The organism is Hydrogenophaga sp., from assembly GCF_026125785.1.
Lineage (GTDB): Bacteria > Pseudomonadota > Gammaproteobacteria > Burkholderiales > Burkholderiaceae_C > Hydrogenophaga.
The window spans coordinates 1-16,860 of record NZ_JAHCKL010000019.1; the positions used below are offsets into that span (position 1 = coordinate 1).

Genomic DNA, 16,860 nt, shown 5'->3' on the forward strand with positions numbered 1-16,860 from the left:
TGTGTCCTGCGGCAAGCACGATCTTTATTCATTGCCAAAGAGTACAAGCACGGAACCATCACGCCAACCTGGCTGCGTGAGCTTGCCAAGCTCTCGACATTTGATGAAGGCCCAAAGCTCGCCCGGGAGTACCTCGCCCGTCACGGCATCACGCTTGTCATCGAAAAGCACTTCAAACGTACTTTTCTCGACGGCGCTGCGATGCTAGACAACGATCGACCAATTGTTGCTTTGACGTTGCGACATGACCGCTTCGACAACTTCTGGTTTGCTTTGCTCCATGAGTTGGCGCACGTTGCCAAACACCTGACCCCAGAGTCTCCCGTGTTCATCGACGACCTGGATCGCAGCAACCCCCAAGAGGTTGAAGCGGAAGCTGATGCTATGGCCCAGGAGGCGTTGATCCCTGAAAAGAGTTGGCGCACCGCCAAAGTACGTCAAACACTACTCTCTGAGGATGCGATCTCTTTCGCAGATGAGATCAGCGTGCATCCCTCCATCGTGGCGGGACGCTTGCGCCATGAAGAGAAGAACTTCCGCTTGCTTTCGCATCTCATCGGTAAGACGGGGCAGGTCAGCCAGATCCTGAGTCAATGAACAAAAATCCCAAAAAGGGAAACAACCATTTGCGTTGATCCTTTTTCGGGATTATCATAGAATCTACTCACCAGTACGGAATCGAACTCCCGAACGAGCCAGTGGCCGTGCTGATAGAAGTCACGGTGTTGGCAGCTGGGTTTGTACCCAGTCGTCAACACCAAAGAAAAAGGCCCCGAAGTGCTACCAACACTTCAGAGCCTTTGGTGAGGTGAATAGGGGGCTACCAAACCACCCATGCACATCATGTCTTGAACGGACAGCGGATTTTACCAGTTCGCGGTGTGCTGGCAAGCCCAAACCCCCTCAACTTTCATGAGGAGTTGGCCATGGCCTACCACCGATGGAAGAGCGTCTTTGTGCGCGCATACACCCGGTTCCGGTTCGGACGCCGGGAGGCTGTGTGCCAGCACTGGCGATCTCATCCGGGTCAGATGCAATTGTTTGCCTGATCCATCCCTGACGGGACTCAGCAGGACCTGACTCCCGTCTCCCCTCTTTCCGCGAACTGATAAGGAAAATCCTATGTCCTCCAAGAAACCGACGAACGAACACACCTCCGCCCGCGTGGCATCGACCGCTGCCAAGCTGTTGAGCAACCCACGCACACCTGCATCCGTCAAATCCGTGGCGGCATCGGCACTGACCCAAAAGGCCAGTTCCAGCAAGGCAAAAGGCAAGTAATCGTTGTTGTCACCCGATTTCTGCTCAGCGCCGAAGTCGGGTGACGCAGCGATCAGCTGTGGCACTGACGACAGCAACACCAGGAGGTTCTCTTGTTCTTCAACACTCAACCCTTCCGAATCATTTCTCGCCCCAAGCTGACTGGCCTGGGGGAACACTGGGGCGTTCAACTGCCCGACGGCAACGTCGCGCACCTGACCCCTGAAGGCGAACAAATTGTGAGCTTCACGGAGTTCGCACAAGGCCGCCCTATCAAGGAAGTCCGACGCGCTGCACCCGAGCAGCGGGCGCAAATCATGCAACGGCTCTCCCTATCGCTGCAACACCGGGGCCCCTACCGGCTACTGGACCGCAATTGCGAAACCTACGCCACGTGGCTGCTGGGCGAAAAACCCCGGAGCCCTCAGGTGGAAGGCGTCATTTTCTTGGGCGTGATCGCAGCCCTCCTGCGCTTCGCGTGACCTTGTCCACAAACCTGCGCAGTCCTTCGTTCAGGAGCTACTGACACTGATCACGCTCCTTTCCGGGCGGGCTGTACAGAGATTGAGCAAACCACGCTGGTGAGCAGAGAAATCCAATCTGCTCGAGGGTTTCCATACGAATTTTGTATGGAGCCCACCGATGACAACCAAGTACTGCGCGCACTGCGGCCACCCCTTCGAACCCCGCCCACAGGTTCCCGACCAAGCCTTCTGCTCAGCCCCTGAATGCCAGCGTGCTCGCAAGCGCGAATGGCAGCGGGCAAAACTCCAATCCGATCCTGACTACCGCATCAATCAGCAGGCGGCCCAGCGCGCGTGGTCACAGCGCAATCATGACTATTGGCGCAATCACCGAGACGCACAACAGGCCGACGGCGATCAAGGATCGCAACCGGATACGGCTCATCAGCAGCGAGTCATCGATCCTGTAAAGATGGACGTGTCAGCCCTGCCTTCCGGCATCTACCGGATCACAAGACGGCCAGATTTTCCGAAGGGAACGCCGGGTTCTTGGGTGGTTGAAATCACGCTGCTGTACGAAACCTGTGAATGCAAGATGGATGCGTCAAGAGATGACTTGATCGACAACCAGGGAGTCCGGCCTTAACTTCAAGCCCAAATGGGCTCTCGATCATCCTGGATGGCAACAATTTCAACCATGTGCATTCCGGCCGCGCATTGCAGGCCACGTGTATGCCAATGAGGTGAAAGGCAGGCCCGAGAGCAAGTTCACACAACATAAAGTGATCGGGTCTATGCAGGCAGAAGAGTTCTCCATTCCGGGGGCGGATCAGCCACCGACATTTCGGGCCGCCGAGTACGTGCGGATGTCGACCGAGCACCAGCAGTATTCGACGGAAAACCAAGCCGACAAGATCCGCGAATACGCTGCCCGGCGCAACATCGAGATCGTTCGCACCTATGCCGACGAGGGCAAGAGCGGCTTGCGCATCGATGGGCGCCGGGCGCTGCAGCAGCTGATCAAGGACGTCGAGGCAGGCATCGCGGATTTCCAGATCATTCTGGTCTATGACGTCAGCCGCTGGGGCCGGTTTCAGGATGCCGATGAGAGTGCCTATTACGAATACATTTGCCGCCGCGCCGGAATCCAGGTCGCGTACTGCGCAGAGCAGTTCGAAAACGACGGCTCGCCTGTGTCGACCATCGTCAAGGGCGTCAAGCGCGCGATGGCTGGCGAGTACAGCCGCGAGTTGTCGGCCAAGGTATTCGCCGGGCAGTGCCGCCTGATTGAGTTGGGTTTCCGACAGGGTGGCCCGGCTGGCTATGGGCTGCGACGCGTGCTGATCGATCAGTCCGGCACGCTCAAAGGTGAATTGGCTCGCGGCGAGCACAAGAGCCTGCAAACCGACCGCGTCATTCTTCAGCCGGGGCCGGATGATGAGGTTGCCGTGGTCAACCAGATCTACCGCTGGTTTGTCACCGACAACCTGACGGAGCTGGACGTCGCCGAACGGCTGAACGCACAAGGGACACGTACCGACCTTGGGCGTGACTGGACACGCGCAACCGTCCGCGAGGTGCTGTCCAACGAGAAATACATCGGTAACAACATCTACAACCGTCGATCTTTCAAGCTCAAGAAGCACCGGGTGGTTAACAGCCCCGACATGTGGATCAAGAAGGAAGGTGCATTCGAGGGCATCGTGCCGCCGGAGCTCTTCTACACGGCGCAGGGCATCTTGCGCGCAAGGGCACATCGCTACAGCGACGAGGAGTTGATCGAGAAGCTGCGCAATCTGTACCAGCGCCACGGGTACCTCTCCGGCCTGATCATCGATGAGGCAGATGGCATGCCATCTGCGGCGGCCTATGCACATCGATTCGGCAGTTTGGTTCGCGCCTACCAGGCGGTGGGCTTCACTCCGGATCGCGACTACCAGTATCTGGAGGTGAATCAGTTTCTGCGCAGACTGCATCCAGAGATCGTCAGCCAGACCGAACGGATGATCGCCGAGGTCGGTGGCATGGTCGAACGTGATTCGGCCACCGATCTCCTCACCGTCAACCACGAGTTCACCGTCTCGCTGGTGCTGGCCCGTTGCCAGTTACTCGACAACGGGCGGCGGCGCTGGAAGGTGCGCTTCGACACCAGCCTCGCGCCCGACATCACGGTGGCCGTGCGGCTCGATGAAACCAATCAGGCGGCGCTGGATTACTACCTGTTGCCGCGACTCGACTTCGGTCAGCCCCGCATCCATCTGGCCGATCACAACGGCATCGAGTTCGAGTGTTACCGCTTCGACAGCCTGGACTACCTGTACGGCATGGCCCGGCGCATCCGCATACGGAGGGCCGCATGAACCAAGACAAAGAGCATCGCCACTCAGAATTGCGGATGATCCCGCTGAGCCAGATCGAGGTTCTCAACCCCCGCGAACGCAACAGTCGCGTGTTCGAACAGATCGTCGGCAACATCCAGAGCATCGGCCTGAAGAAGCCCATCATCGTGACGCCACGCCCGGGGAATGATGGCGAGCACTACCTGCTCATCTGCGGCGAGGGGCGTTTCAAGGCCTTCAAGACGCTCGGCCACCAGGAAATCCCCGCGATGGTGATGAACGTCGATGACGAATCGGCTTTCATCATGAGCCTGACGGAGAACATCGCACGGCGAAAATTCAGCCCGTTGGAGCTGCTGATCGGCATCGAACAACTGCGGGATCAGGGCTACGACAAGAAGGACATCGCCCAGAAAACGGGCCTGAGCCCGGAGTATGTCCAGGGCATCTTGTACCTGCTCAAGAACGGCGAAGAGCGCCTGCTGATGGCCGTCGGCAGCGGGCGCATCCCGCTCAACGCGGCGATCACCATTGCTGGCGCGGGCACGGATGACAAGGCAATCCAAGCCGCCCTGCAGGAAGCCTATGAATCCGGCAAGTTGCGTGGCAGCCAACTGATCCAGGCACGTCGGGTGATTGAGCGTCGCCGCACGCAAGGTCGGGCCGTCGGCGGCAAGATGTCATCCCGCAAACCCAATGCGGATGTGACCACGTCGAGTCTCGTGCGCAACTACCAACGTGAAGTCGAGCGCCAGAAACAGCTGGTCAGGAAGGCAGAAACCGCGCAGCGCAACCTGCTGTTCATCGTCGGCGCGCTGCGTCAGTTGCTGGCGGACGAGAATTTCACCAACCTGCTGCGCGCCGAGGGAATGGATTCGTTGCCGCAGTATCTGGCAGATCGGGTCTGGGCGCGGGGGTGTGGCACATGAGCAGACCTCCACTGGGCTTCGTGCCGGAGCCACTATTTCTTGAACTTTCAGCCATCCTGCCATCGCGCAAGACCCCCGAGGGCTTGTTTGCCTCCCGAAAATTCAAGCAGATCCTCGCGTCCATCGAAGCTATCGGGCTGATCGAACCCCTGTCGGTTGGAAAACCCTCCCGCGAGGGCCAGTACATCTTGCTCGACGGACACACACGGCTGGTGGCGCTGAAGCAGTTGGGCTTCGACAATGCGCCGTGCCTCGTGGCCACCGATGACGAGAGCTACACCTACAACAACCGGGTCAATCGTCTCTCCAGCATTCAGGAGCACCTGATGATCCGCCGCGCCGTCGAACGCGGCGTCACCCCGGAAAAGCTCGCGAAAGCATTGGACGTGGACATCAGCCACATCATCAAAAAACTGAACCTGCTCGACGGTATCTGCCCGGAGGCTGCCGAGTTGCTGCGCGACCAAACCTTCTCGGCCAACCTTGGCGCGGTGCTGCGCAAGCTCAAGCCAACCCGGCAGGTCGAGTGCGTCGAACTGATGGTCAGCGCCAACAACATCACGGTGGCCTACGCGCAGGCCTTGGTGGCCGCCACACCCAGCAATCTGCTCGTCGGCGAAACCAAGCCCAAGAAAATGACCGGCGTCAGTGCCGATCAGATGGCCAAGATGGAACGGGAAATGGGCAATCTTCAAGAACAGTTCAAGCTGGCCGAACAGACCTATGGCCAAGACATTCTCAATCTGGTGCTGGCCAAGGGCTATCTCGCCAAGCTGATGGCCAACGAAGCCATCTTGCGGCACCTGACAAAGAATCATCCCGACGTGCTGAACGAGTTCGACAGCATCGTCCGCTTGGTGGCGCTGGACAAGTAAGTGGCGCGTACTCAGAAGTCGTGAGCGAAATCCTTCCTACCGGAAGGTCGTAGTGCTGCCCGCGTGGGCGATACGCTGTTCTTTAACAATCTGGATGTATCAGGGCCATCGTTGCTGAGGCGGACGTCCCGTCTCGTCTGCAATCAGGAGCGATGGCCGACAGGCTTGCCGCTGGCCTGCCCATTCGTAGAGGGGCGTGCGAGTGGGCGAACAGCGGCTCCCTGCCTGATTTCTGGCTCGTTCCCCTGCCGCAACACGATAGTACAGAATCATTTTCTTCCTCTGGCCTAGAGAGCCCACCTATGGGAGAATTGGCAACTCTTGGCAATATATGGTCAATGGCGGCAAAGGCGAAGCAATGGCAAACGCTGAAGATGAGATCCTGACTCTGGACGAGGTTGCCGCCTATCTGAAGGCTGGCAAGCGAACGGTCTATAGGCTGGCTGCAGCCAAGAAGATCCCTGCCTTCAAGGTTGGCGGGACGTGGCGGTTCTTGCGCGCAGATATCGACCGCTGGATCAAGCAGCAGTCGATGGAAGGGCTTGCCCCCGGTCGTGACGGGGATGACACAGCCGATGGCCAAACGAGCGATGGGGAGCGTAAGTAATGCTTGGACTGACTCTACGGGATGAATTTCGGGGCAAGCGCCTCAAAGGGACGGCCATTGAGCTCTCCAACGACTCCAACACCGGCGCGACCCAGATCGCGGCCCGGCAGTTCTTGGAGATTACCTACCCCACGCATGATCTGCTGAAGGGCATCGAGGCCGTTGGCCCCAATCAGGGGCGTCCGGTAGTAGTGATCGGTGAGCGCGGCTTGGGTAAGTCGCACTTGATGGCCGCGCTCTACCATGCCGTCAGCGATGCCACATCGACCGGTGCATGGCTGAGTTCTTGGGCCACTACGCTGGGTGACGCCAACATCGGCAAGATCGCCTTGCGCGATGGAATGTTGGTCATTGGCGAGAGCTTGCACCGTCAGCGCTACAAATTCCTGTGGGACTTGCTGTTCGAGCGCCATCCTCGTGGCGAGTTCATCAAAGGCAAGTGGGAAGGTATGGGGTCGGCCAAGACCGATATCCCCTCCGACAAGCTCATCATTGAGCTGCTGGAGCACACGCCGACGATGCTGCTACTGGATGAATTCCAGACCTGGTACGACGGCCTGACCAATACCAAGCAGTACCCGTGGAAGAACTGGGCGTTCAACTTTATCCAGATCCTTTCGGAGATTGCCAAGGAGCGGCCTGATCTGTTGGTGCTCGTGATCTCCGTGCGCAATGGTGGCAGCGATGCCTACCAGCAGGTTCACCGCGTCAATCCGGTGGCCATCGACTTCAAGGCGGGTGGCAACGCCGAGCGTATCCAGCAGGATCGTCGGCGGATGTTGTTGCACCGCCTGTTCGACAACCGCCTGCAGATTGCCGACGGCACCATTGAATCACTGGTCGCCCAGCACGTCTCGGAATGCTTCCGCCTGCTTGATGTGCCACCCTCCGAACAGGATCGCAAACGCCGCGAGTTCACCGAGTCTTGGCCTTATGCACCGCACCTGCTGCGTCTGCTTGAGGAGCAGGTGCTGATCGCCACTGACGCGCAGGAAACGCGCGACATGATTCGCATCCTGGCCAATCTTTACAAGAGCCGGGGCGAAGCCGTTCCCGTGCTCACCGCCGCCGACTTCCGGCTGGATGACGATACCTCGGGCATTGGCGCGCTGTTGGATTCGGTGTCCAACGAGCACCATCGCACCCTGCGCGAAAAGGCACAGCACAACATCATCTCGGTTACCGAGGCGGTGTACGACCACGCCAACCTTGCGCCACACCTGCAAGAGATCGTGGGCGCACTGTGGCTGCGGTCGATTGCTGTTGGTAACCTCGCTGGAGCCGATCCGGCCACGCTGCAGGTGGACATCACCCGCAGCAAGCCAGTGGACAGTAATGCCTTCCAGGTCGAGCTGGCGACGATTGTCGAGAACAGTTTCAACATCCATCAGGATGGCCCGCGTCTGGTCTTCCGTGAGGAAGAAAACCCACGTGCCAAATTGATGGCTTGCGCTCGTAACGACAAGTTGTTTACAGATGGCTCCGATCAGGCGCAGCTGGCCAAGCAGGTTCGCTACGTCATCGGTGGCAGCGACGAGGTCGCCAAAACCTTCCGCGTGATTGCGCTGCCGAAATCTTGGCAGACGGACCCATGGACATCGCTCGACGAAGCCGAGCAGCCCGAGCGCTGGGACGACCGTTTGCCCGTCCTGGTGCTGCCGGAAGAGCCGGAGAAAGTCGACCAAACGCTGGGGCGTTGGCTCAAGGATCACCTGCAAAAGCGCCGCAACACCATTCGCTTCCTGCTGCCCAGATCGGGTTCCACCAATGCATTCTTGGATCGAGACTTGCTCATCCTCGCACGTGCCGAAATGAAGGCGCAGGAATGGAGCGGCCAGAATCCGGAATACAAAAAGCTGCACAAAGAATTCGAAGGCACACTGCGTGACAACCTGAAGAAACGCTTTGACCGTTTCGCCGTCCTGCACCGCTACGATCACCAGAACCCGCAGCAATCCCTGTTCAGTGTCGAGCACCTGAAAAAGCAAGGTGCGCAAATCCCCGAGGGCATCGAGGAAACGCTGGCCAACGATCTCTTTGTGCCAGAAGACTTCGAAGACCTCGTGCTCGAAGCGGCCTCGGAGAACGCGTCCCTTGGCAAGCTGCTGCGCGAATTGCAGGAGCCACGCCCGGCGGGTCAGGACTGCATCCCTTGGCTGGGTGAAACCGCAATGAAGGAGCGCATCCTTCGTCTGTGCGCACGCGGCAAGATCGCCATCAACCTGCGCAATCTGGAGCATCTGCAAACCCACGCGGGCGAAGACGAGGACACCGCGTGGCGGCGCTTGCGGCCCAAGCTCTCCTACACGGGGCGTCAGCTGGATGAGGTATTCCTGATGGAGCCCTCGGCGGTGCCTGCCACTGGTGGCACTACGCCGCCCGCGCCGCAGCCGCCTGCTGGTGGAAACGGCGGTGATATCTTTGGCGGCGGAGGCACGACTACGCCACCCGCCCCACCTGCCGGTGGCGACAACACTCCCGGTACTGGTACATCGCCGAACGGAGGCGACATTTTTGGTGGCGGCACAAGCACCACCAAACCGCGCATCCCGCTCTCTAACCCGCCAACCTCGCCGCTCAACCTGATCGGCAAGCTCGAAGGCTGGGGCATTGGCCCGGCCACGCCCGTGGCAGAAGTCTCGATCAAGGTGTCTGCCGCCACCGGCGCGCAGCTCAGGGAACTGCTCAAGAAACTGCCCGACGGCATGACTTTCGAGCTGAGTCTTGAGAAGGAGGACAACTGATGGCGCTCGATGCAGGAATATTGCAGCGCCTGACTCAAGGCTCCGCTGCGGACGCGTGGCGCTTCATCATCGAACGCACGCTCGACATCGCCTCACGACCATTGGCAGAGGGCAATGCCCCGGGCGAGGTCATCAAGCGCGACCGCGAGATCGGCGAGCTCGATCTGTTCCTTGCGTCCAGTGGTTGGGATCTGTGGCGATGCTTCGGACAACCCGAGACCAGCGGCGTGGAACGCACCTCCGACCGCCTTGCGCGTTGGTGGGCCGAGCCGAGTTATGGCAACGGTGCTGCCCGCGCCGTGCTGGTTCTGGATGCCTTGAGCCTGCGAGAACTGCCTTGGTTGCTGCAGGGCGCAAAAGAACGCGGCTTCACCCTGCAGGGCGTCACAGCCACCGCCTCCGAATTGCCCGGCGAAACCAACGAATTTGCCCGTGCAATTGGCTTGTCCAGTCGAAGCCAGTTGCAGGCCAACGGTGGCGGTTTGGCTCACAAGCTGCAACCGGCGCAGACCGAAACCATCGATCTGCCGTGGAAGGACTGCGAAGGCTTGGTGGGCAGTGCCTCGGGCGCGAAGAACTGGGTGTTCTGGCATCACTGGCCAGACGCCAAGCTGCACGACTACGGCGCAGGCCAAGGTCTGGAGCTGCTGACCAAAGATGCCGCGCAGCAACTGTCCAGCGACGATTTCTGGGCCTTTGTTGAGCGCCTCGCCACTGGACGGCGCTTGGTCATTACCTCGGATCACGGCTACGCCGCCACGGGTTACTTCCCCGATGCCGATGGTGAGGTCGCCGCCCATCTCAAGCAGACGTTTTCCAGTGGACGCAGCAAATCGGGTAATGGTGACGCAGGCCCCTTTGTTCCTCCGGTCGCGTTGCAAATCGACAGCCCGCACGGCGCTCACCTGTTGGCGCTGGGCCGACGAAAGTGGCGCAGCCAAGGCGGTTACCCGACGCTGACGCATGGCGGCCTCTCGCTGCTGGAGGTGCTGTCGCCCTTCGTTGAACTATCGAAGTAGGTAGATATGACAGCCGCCGAATTGCCAGACGATTTTTTCGCAGACATCCAGGGGGTTTTTCGCAAAACCCCGGTGCTGCTAATCGGGTCTGGCTTTTCCTGCGGCTATGGCCTTCCCGGCATGGGGGCCTTGGCGGAGCACTTGGCAACCGCTGTCCGCGATGTGCTGTCCACCGATGAGGCAAGGAATACCTGGGCGCAATCAGTCGAAGCGATTAAGGAAAATCTGGAGACTGGCCTGAATGGCATTCCGCTTGGCATGGCGGAATGGGGAGAGATCGTGTCAGCCCTACGCGGAGAAACCGCGAAGTTGATTCTTGATAGAGCCATTGCAGCAGAGGCAAAGATTCTTGATGAAAAGGTGGCAGGCGGTCATGCGCCGTCACGTCTCCTGAACCGTTTGTTCAATGGCTCACCGCAAAATGCGGAAAGCATCCACGTCATTACGACCAACTACGATACGTTGGTGGAATTGTTTTGCGATCTCGCGGAAATTCCTCTGGACACTGGATTCACAGGGCTCCGTCGGCGTAAGCCACGCCCCCGACCACTTTTTCAGACGCAATACAGCCGTGTTTTGGTGGCCGACAAACGCCAACAGCAGATCGATCACCGCATCTGTAAAACCGTTCGGCTGTATAAGCCTCATGGCTCGATCAGTTGGCTGACAACGGACGAGGGGCCATTGGAAGTTCTGAATGATGTTTCCATCGCAGAGCGAGCCATTGTCGTACCCGGCCCGTCAAAGTATCAGGATGCATTAGTCAACACGCTGTTCGATGCAATGCGTACCGAGATGAATGCGGTACTCGCCAATGCTCAGGCTCTTTTGTGTATCGGATTTGGCTTCAATGACGACCATTTGCAAGGCGTCATCAAGCGTCGACTGGCCGCAGGCATGCCCGCAATCATTGTCACGCGTGATCCCACCCTAAACATTGAACAACTGCTTGGCGAACACCCTCACGTGATTGCCGTGTTCAAAGACGGTGACGGGGCGGTTTGTCGCTGGAACGGGAAGGCACTGCGGTCACCAGAGCCGCTCTGGCAGCTTGATGACTTTTTGAAAAAATTTGTGGAGTGAGGCGAGGATGAGCATTTTCAATTTCACCGACGAGCAGTCATTGGGCGAAGTCCGCAGTGTTGAAACCTCGCGGATCACCGTGCGGGTAACGGACGGTCAGCGCCTGCAAAAAGCGCGCGTCGGTCGATTGGTTGCCATCCAGTCGATGGGGGATGAATGGCTGATTGGCATCATCGAACGGGTTTGGCGGCACCCGGTGGAACTACCGACGCTGCCCGAAGCTGATCCGCCAGCGGATTTGGTTGGTGTGCCCCAAGAGGAAAACGGCGTGTCGATCAGCTTGGTCGGCACCTATCGCGCTCGAGACGGGCAACGTAAGGACACCTTCACACGAGCTGTTTTCCTCTTGCCGGAAATCAACCGGTCGGTGTTCCCCATTGAAGAAAAATCTCTCGAAGACTTCATGGGCATCTTGAGCGCGTCCTCGAAGGCTGACGCAGCAGCCCCGCTCAAGGTCGGCACCTACACCCTGGACGGCAAGGCCAGCGCCTACATCGATGGCGACAAGCTCTTTCAGCGCCACTCTGCGCTGCTGGGTAGCACTGGTTCGGGAAAATCTTTCACCGTCGCCTCCATCCTTGAGCAGTCCGCACAACTACCTCACGCGAATATCGTCGTACTCGATTTACATGGCGAGTATTCGAGCATGAAATTCGCGTCGCATTACCGCATCGCAGGCATTGGCGACATTAAGACCAAGAAAGACGGCGCGATCTTCCTGCCATTCTGGCTGCTGACCTATGACGAGATGCAATCAGTTTTTGTGGATCGTTCGGGGGACAATGCACCCAATCAGGCACTTGCCCTGATGGATTCGGTCGTTGAAATGAAACGTGCTGCCATCAATGCGCTTGGCAAGCCAGAGCTGCTGGAAGGGTTCACGGTCGACACACCGGTTCCCTACAAGTTGAATGACTTGGTGGAATCCCTCGACCGAAAAAACGACGAGGTCATTCCCACGGGCGAGGAATACGTCAGCGGTGCAAAGAAGGGCCAGCCCAAAACCGAAAAAGGCCCATTGAACGGCAAGCTCTCGCGCTTCTTAATTCGCTTGAAAACCAAGATGAACGACCGCCGCTATGCGTTCATGTACCAAGCGCCGGAGGAGTACGAGACTTACGAGGCGCTGCACGAACTCGCAAAAAAACTGCTCGGCACGGGCAGCGTCAGCGATGGCGTCAATCCCGGCATCAAGATCATCGATTTCTCCGAGGTACCCTCGGACATCCTACCGGTGGTGGTGGGCTTGGTCGGGCGTCTGATCTACCAGATCCAGTTCTGGAGCAGCCCGGGCGAAGACGGTGATGCGCGCCACCCGATTGTCATCGTCTGCGATGAGGCTCACCTGTATTTACCAAGCAGTGCTGCCTCCACCGGGCCACTGGAAAAGCGCGCCCTAGAAAACTACGAGCGCATTGCCAAAGAGGGCCGCAAATACGGTGTTGGACTGATGGTGGTTAGTCAACGCCCCTCGGATGTCAGCACGACCATTCTCAGCCAGTGCAGCAACATCATCAGCCTGCGCCTGGCCAACAAAACCGACCAGGCGGTGGTCAAGCAGCTCTTGCCAGAAAGCCTGGAGGGGCTGATGGAGGTGCTGCCGACGCTGGACGTAGGCGAGGCTGTGGTGGTCGGTGATGCCACCCTGCTGCCGACCCGCATCAAGATGTCGAAGCCCAAACACGAACCGCGCAGTGCAACGATCCCCTTCTGGACCCGCTGGGCTGCGCCCAAGGCAGATGTCGATTTGGTTGCTGCTGTAGAAAACATGCGCAGGCAATCCCGCGCACAAGAAGATTAAGGACGCTTGAATGGCCACCAAAAAAGAACTACTCGCTCAGGAAGTCGCCAAGGCCGTTGGCGCGGGCAAGACGGTTGCGCTTGAAACCGTCGACTTCAACGATCCGAACCGTCCCAAGACTTGCTTGGAGGTCGATTTCCCGATCCTGCCTGTCAATCAGGTGGCCATCATTGAAGGTAATGCGGGCAAGCCGATTTACCAGATGTCGAAGTGGTGGGCGCGGCGACGTTCCAGTGTGTTCCGTTCGATGTTGATCGCGGCGGCCACCAAGGCTCCGGAAGACAAGTCGCACGCGGCCAAGCTGGTGTGGGACAACTACTACGCCAACCACCAGAAGAAAGGCGCGTTCAAGCACCTGAAGGTGGCCGACATCTTCATGGGCGGCGGCACCACGCTGGTGGAAGGCTCGCGTCTCGGCATGCAGATGGTCGGCAACGATCTGAACCCGGTCGCGTGGTTCGTGGTCAAGCAAGAGCTGGCCAACGTCGATCTGGAACAAGTGAAAAAGCTGCTCGCCGACATCGAGGCCGAGGTCAAGCCGCAGATCATGCCGTACTACTACTGCGACGGCCCGAACGGCGAAAAGGGAACGTGGACGCACCTATCGACCAAAAAGGTGATGCCCGCCGACTTCGACCCGCTGACCATCCCGCGCGACGAGCGCAAGGACTACCGCTACGAAGGCCCGGAGGCCATCTACACCTTCTGGGCCAAGCACGGCCCTTGTCAGGTGACGGGCTGCGGCCATCGCACGCCGATCATGAGCAGCCCGGTGATGGCGGTGAAGACCATCAGTGTGAAGCACTGGGAGCATTCGTGCAGCAAGTGCAGCGGCGAATTCCACGTTGAGGAAGACGCGGCACGCATGGCCCCGGATGCGCCACTGTATGTGGCACCGTCCGAACATCCGTTTTCCGTGCTCGACCGCCGGAAGGGCGTGATCTGCCCACATTGCGGTCATACGGCGATGGTCAACCTCGGGAAGGGCAAGAACAAGAAGGTCGAATTGAGCTTGCTCGTGCATCCGCAATGGTTGGCCGGTTCGCCAAAGCAGGATGCGAATAGTCAGCCTTACGGCGGCTCGGCGCAGGACGATGTGGCCGCGACCACCAGGTGGGACAGTGAGCGCGCATCCAAGATTCGGCTGCTGGAGGTGCGTGGCACGCTGCCGGAGGAAGTGACGTGCCCGGAAACGAAGATCACCTTCGCACCGGAAAACGGCACGGTGCCAAAGAAATCGCACTACGCCTGCGCTGCCTGCGGCACGGTGCAGGATGTGCTGACGACCATCAAGGCGACAGGCAAGACGGGGCCGATGGCCGCCTATGCGGTGCAGGGCTACGCACCCAAGCGCTATGCGGCAGGTAAACCCTACAGTGGCCGCTTCTTCGCTGCATACGGCACTGCGCACGCTCAGCAATACGACACCGCGTTCGCTGAATGGGAAGCGCGCAAAGATGACGACCTCAAGGACTACTGGCCGCGCTCTGAACTTCCCTACGGTTTCATGACCCACCATCTGCAAGGTGGCGTCCCGAACCACGGCTTCACCCACTGGTGGACGATGTTCAACCCGCGCCAGTTGCTGGTGCACACACAACTGCTCAAGGCCATTGTTGAAGTCGGCAACTACGACTGGAAGGTGCGCGAGTATGTGCTAGGCGCTTTCCAGAATTTCTTGCGCAATCAAAACTCGCTCGCTTTCTGGCACATGAAGCTCGACAAACTGGCTCCAGCCATGTCGAACAGCAACTTTCATCCTAAGAACAATGTGGTTGAAGTAGGTGTGTTCCCGCCAATGGGCTATGGCCCGTGGTCGTCCACCTATGAAGTTCTATTCAAAGGTGGGGAATGGGCGAAAACTCCGTGGGAGGCAGTGAGTGCGGAGTACCTAAATCGGCACGCACCGAGCATCGCTGGTGAGGTGTCAGGTAAAAGCGAAAAGGTTTACCCCGGCGATTCCTTGCTAGGCGCAACTACGTATCAGGGATCGTCCACCGATCTGGCGCAGCTAGAAAGCGGTAGCCTCGATCTGGTCATCACCGATCCTCCGTTCGGTGGCCTGCTGCACTACTCGGAGCTGGCCGACTTTTTCTACGTCTGGCTGCGCTTGGCGCTCAAAGGCAAGTACCCAGAAATTTTCAATGCGGAGTACACGCCCAAATCGCTGGAGGCAGTGGCCAATCGCGCTCGTGAGCCGGAAGATCCGGATGGTTTCTACCAACGCCTGCTCACCCAGTGCTGGCGCGAGGCGCATCGCCTTTTGAAGCCCAGTGGCATCTTGGCCTTCACCTTCCACCACAGCGAAGATGAACCGTGGGTGGCGGTGCTGGAGTCCTTGTTTGATGCCGGGTACTACCTCGAAGCGACGTACCCAATACGCTCCGACGAGACCAAGGGTGAAGGCGAGTTCGGCTCCAAGACCATCGAATACGACATCATCCACGTCTGCCGCAAGCGCACCGAAGAACCCAAGCCGGTGAGCTGGGGCCGCATGCGTCGCGAGGTGATGGCCGATGTGCGTCAGTTGCAGGCCATGCTAGAAAACCACGCCAAGGAGGGCCTGCCCGCCGCAGACATTCAGGTGATCCGGCGCGGCAAGGCGCTGGAATATTTCTCTCGCCACTACGGCAAGGTCTATGTCGACGAAGGGCGCACGATTTCGGTCAAGGATGCACTGGTCGGTATCAACCAGCTCATCGACGAAGACGCCGACAAGGGCAAGGAGCCGCCGCCGGTGAATGCCGAGCCGATGACGCGGCAATTTCTGCGCACCTTCGGGACCGCGACAGAAATGAAGCGCGACCAATTACAGAAATTCCTGCGCGGCACCATCACCACACCAGATGACTTTGAGCAACGCGGGTGGTGCCGCGAGGTGAAGAAAGTTGTCACACGCACCAATCCGCTCGATTTCGCCCGCGATTGGTCGGGCAAACACAAGCGCAAGCTTACTTCCGACCTCGATCAGGCCCTGGTGCTGATCGGCGCATGTGTCGATGGCAGCGGCATCAATGCCTCGGACACGCTGAAGAACGATAACTTCAAGCCGCACGTGGCGCTCAAGCCGCTGCTGGAATGGCTGCAGAAGAACGGCCCGGATCAAACCACCCGCAACGCAGCCTCACGCGCGGTGTCGATCTTCACCACCTGGCAAGCCAGCCAAGCACCCAAGCCTCTGCAGGCTTCGCTGTTCGATGACGATGGGGAGTATGCGTAATGAGGCAGGTGCTCGATACGGTGTGGCAACGGCGCGGCACCAGCTGGCTGTGGGATGAGGAAGCACGCAACACGGTGTGCGCAGCGGGAGAGGTGTGGAGTCTGCGGCAGTTCTTGCAGGCCGCCGCCCCGAATGGAAGTGGATGGCCGGATGACCTCCCCAGCAACGACAACCAGACGCTGGTGGTGGCCGGTCTTGAAGGCAGTCTTGATCTGCTGGCTCCCGATCAGGGCGAAATATGGCTATCCGACACGATCAAGCGCGCCATCCTTTCGTTTCAGGATGCCTACGCGGGCGAAGCCGCGCTGATTTTCTGGTTGCCACAGGGCAATAGCCGTCTCAAGGTGCAGACGTCCACCGATGCGGTTTCGTGGTTGTGTGAAGCGCCACACCGGGGCAGTCAGCTCGATTTTGGCCGCCTGCTTTGGGGCGAGGCCAACGAGTACCCGCAGGAGATTCTGCTGCGCGAGGGCGCGAAAGCGGCGGGCCTCTTCCACTTGCGAATTACCTGAGGTCGGC

The 16,860-nt window shown here is 59.1% G+C and carries 14 protein-coding genes; 13 read left to right on the top strand and 1 reads right to left on the bottom strand.

From position 1 onward, the window contains the following. Positions 1 to 597 (top strand): ImmA/IrrE family metallo-endopeptidase (locus KIT53_RS15555; RefSeq protein ID WP_297754281.1); only part of this gene is annotated, 597 nt, incomplete at its 5' end. A gap of 269 nt (positions 598 to 866) precedes the next feature. Here the strand turns inward: KIT53_RS15555 and KIT53_RS15560 are convergent. Then, positions 867 to 1,391 (bottom strand): hypothetical protein, encoded by a 525-nt coding sequence (locus KIT53_RS15560; protein WP_263125861.1) that lies wholly within the window; start codon positions 1,389 to 1,391, stop codon positions 867 to 869. On the opposite strand from KIT53_RS15560, the gene KIT53_RS15565 reads away from it, so the two are divergent. From KIT53_RS15565 to KIT53_RS15620, 12 genes are all read left to right on the top strand, one after another. Further along, positions 1,374 to 1,742 carry a lecithin retinol acyltransferase family protein gene (locus KIT53_RS15565; protein ID WP_263125862.1) on the top strand — a complete coding sequence of 123 codons (369 nt, stop codon included), beginning with the start codon at positions 1,374 to 1,376 and terminating at the stop codon, positions 1,740 to 1,742. The genes KIT53_RS15560 and KIT53_RS15565 overlap by 18 nt on opposite strands. Before the next feature lie 160 nt (positions 1,743 to 1,902). After that, the gene (locus KIT53_RS15570; RefSeq protein WP_263125863.1) at positions 1,903 to 2,370 is read left to right on the top strand and encodes a hypothetical protein; all 468 of its coding nucleotides are present in this window, start codon (positions 1,903 to 1,905) and stop codon (positions 2,368 to 2,370) included. A 148-nt stretch (positions 2,371 to 2,518) separates the two neighbouring features. Next, positions 2,519 to 4,084: a recombinase family protein gene (locus KIT53_RS15575; RefSeq protein WP_297754473.1), complete on the top strand. Its 1,566-nt coding sequence runs from the start codon at positions 2,519 to 2,521 to the stop codon at positions 4,082 to 4,084. After that, positions 4,081 to 4,992 (top strand): ParB/RepB/Spo0J family partition protein, encoded by a 912-nt coding sequence (locus KIT53_RS15580; RefSeq protein ID WP_297754288.1) that lies wholly within the window; start codon positions 4,081 to 4,083, stop codon positions 4,990 to 4,992. The genes KIT53_RS15575 and KIT53_RS15580 overlap by 4 nt, the downstream gene beginning before the upstream one ends. Continuing rightward, entirely contained in the window at positions 4,989 to 5,867 is an 879-nt protein-coding gene (locus tag KIT53_RS15585; protein WP_297754291.1) for a plasmid partitioning protein RepB C-terminal domain-containing protein, read from the top strand. The genes KIT53_RS15580 and KIT53_RS15585 overlap by 4 nt, the downstream gene beginning before the upstream one ends. Positions 5,868 to 6,225: 358 nt before the next feature. Beyond that, a complete protein-coding gene (locus KIT53_RS15590) occupies positions 6,226 to 6,474 on the top strand; it encodes a helix-turn-helix domain-containing protein (protein WP_297754293.1) in 249 nt (82 codons plus the stop codon). Then, complete coding sequence (locus KIT53_RS15595) at positions 6,474 to 9,218, top strand: DUF499 domain-containing protein (RefSeq protein ID WP_297754296.1); 2,745 nt, start codon at positions 6,474 to 6,476, stop codon at positions 9,216 to 9,218. Before KIT53_RS15590 ends, KIT53_RS15595 begins: the two co-directional genes overlap by 1 nt. Beyond that, positions 9,218 to 10,237: a hypothetical protein gene (locus tag KIT53_RS15600; protein ID WP_297754299.1), complete on the top strand. Its 1,020-nt coding sequence runs from the start codon at positions 9,218 to 9,220 to the stop codon at positions 10,235 to 10,237. Before KIT53_RS15595 ends, KIT53_RS15600 begins: the two co-directional genes overlap by 1 nt. A gap of 6 nt (positions 10,238 to 10,243) precedes the next feature. Continuing rightward, positions 10,244 to 11,320 carry an SIR2 family protein gene (locus tag KIT53_RS15605; protein WP_297754302.1) on the top strand — a complete coding sequence of 359 codons (1,077 nt, stop codon included), beginning with the start codon at positions 10,244 to 10,246 and terminating at the stop codon, positions 11,318 to 11,320. A 7-nt stretch (positions 11,321 to 11,327) separates the two neighbouring features. Beyond that, the gene (locus tag KIT53_RS15610; RefSeq protein WP_297754305.1) at positions 11,328 to 13,121 is read left to right on the top strand and encodes an ATP-binding protein; all 1,794 of its coding nucleotides are present in this window, start codon (positions 11,328 to 11,330) and stop codon (positions 13,119 to 13,121) included. 10 nt (positions 13,122 to 13,131) lie between these two features. Next, a complete protein-coding gene (locus tag KIT53_RS15615) occupies positions 13,132 to 16,341 on the top strand; it encodes a DUF1156 domain-containing protein (RefSeq protein ID WP_297754308.1) in 3,210 nt (1,069 codons plus the stop codon). Continuing rightward, on the top strand, positions 16,341 to 16,853 hold the full coding sequence (locus KIT53_RS15620) for a hypothetical protein (RefSeq protein WP_297754310.1): 513 nt from the start codon (positions 16,341 to 16,343) through the stop codon (positions 16,851 to 16,853). Before KIT53_RS15615 ends, KIT53_RS15620 begins: the two co-directional genes overlap by 1 nt. The last annotated feature ends 7 nt before the right edge of the window (positions 16,854 to 16,860 follow it).

Excerpts from the sequence above, each read along its gene's own strand:
- KIT53_RS15585 (WP_297754291.1), top strand. The coding sequence starts at position 4,989 with ATGAGCAGACCTCCACTGGGCTTCGTGCCGGAGCCACTATTTCTTGAA.
- KIT53_RS15590 (WP_297754293.1), top strand. The coding sequence starts at position 6,226 with ATGGCAAACGCTGAAGATGAGATCCTGACTCTGGACGAGGTTGCCGCC.
- KIT53_RS15605 (WP_297754302.1), top strand. The coding sequence starts at position 10,244 with ATGACAGCCGCCGAATTGCCAGACGATTTTTTCGCAGACATCCAGGGG.
- KIT53_RS15570 (WP_263125863.1), top strand. The coding sequence starts at position 1,903 with ATGACAACCAAGTACTGCGCGCACTGCGGCCACCCCTTCGAACCCCGC.
- KIT53_RS15610 (WP_297754305.1), top strand. The coding sequence starts at position 11,328 with ATGAGCATTTTCAATTTCACCGACGAGCAGTCATTGGGCGAAGTCCGC.
- KIT53_RS15595 (WP_297754296.1), top strand. The coding sequence starts at position 6,474 with ATGCTTGGACTGACTCTACGGGATGAATTTCGGGGCAAGCGCCTCAAA.
- KIT53_RS15575 (WP_297754473.1), top strand. The coding sequence starts at position 2,519 with ATGCAGGCAGAAGAGTTCTCCATTCCGGGGGCGGATCAGCCACCGACA.
- KIT53_RS15600 (WP_297754299.1), top strand. The coding sequence starts at position 9,218 with ATGGCGCTCGATGCAGGAATATTGCAGCGCCTGACTCAAGGCTCCGCT.
- KIT53_RS15620 (WP_297754310.1), top strand. The coding sequence starts at position 16,341 with ATGAGGCAGGTGCTCGATACGGTGTGGCAACGGCGCGGCACCAGCTGG.
- KIT53_RS15580 (WP_297754288.1), top strand. The coding sequence starts at position 4,081 with ATGAACCAAGACAAAGAGCATCGCCACTCAGAATTGCGGATGATCCCG.
- KIT53_RS15615 (WP_297754308.1), top strand. The coding sequence starts at position 13,132 with ATGGCCACCAAAAAAGAACTACTCGCTCAGGAAGTCGCCAAGGCCGTT.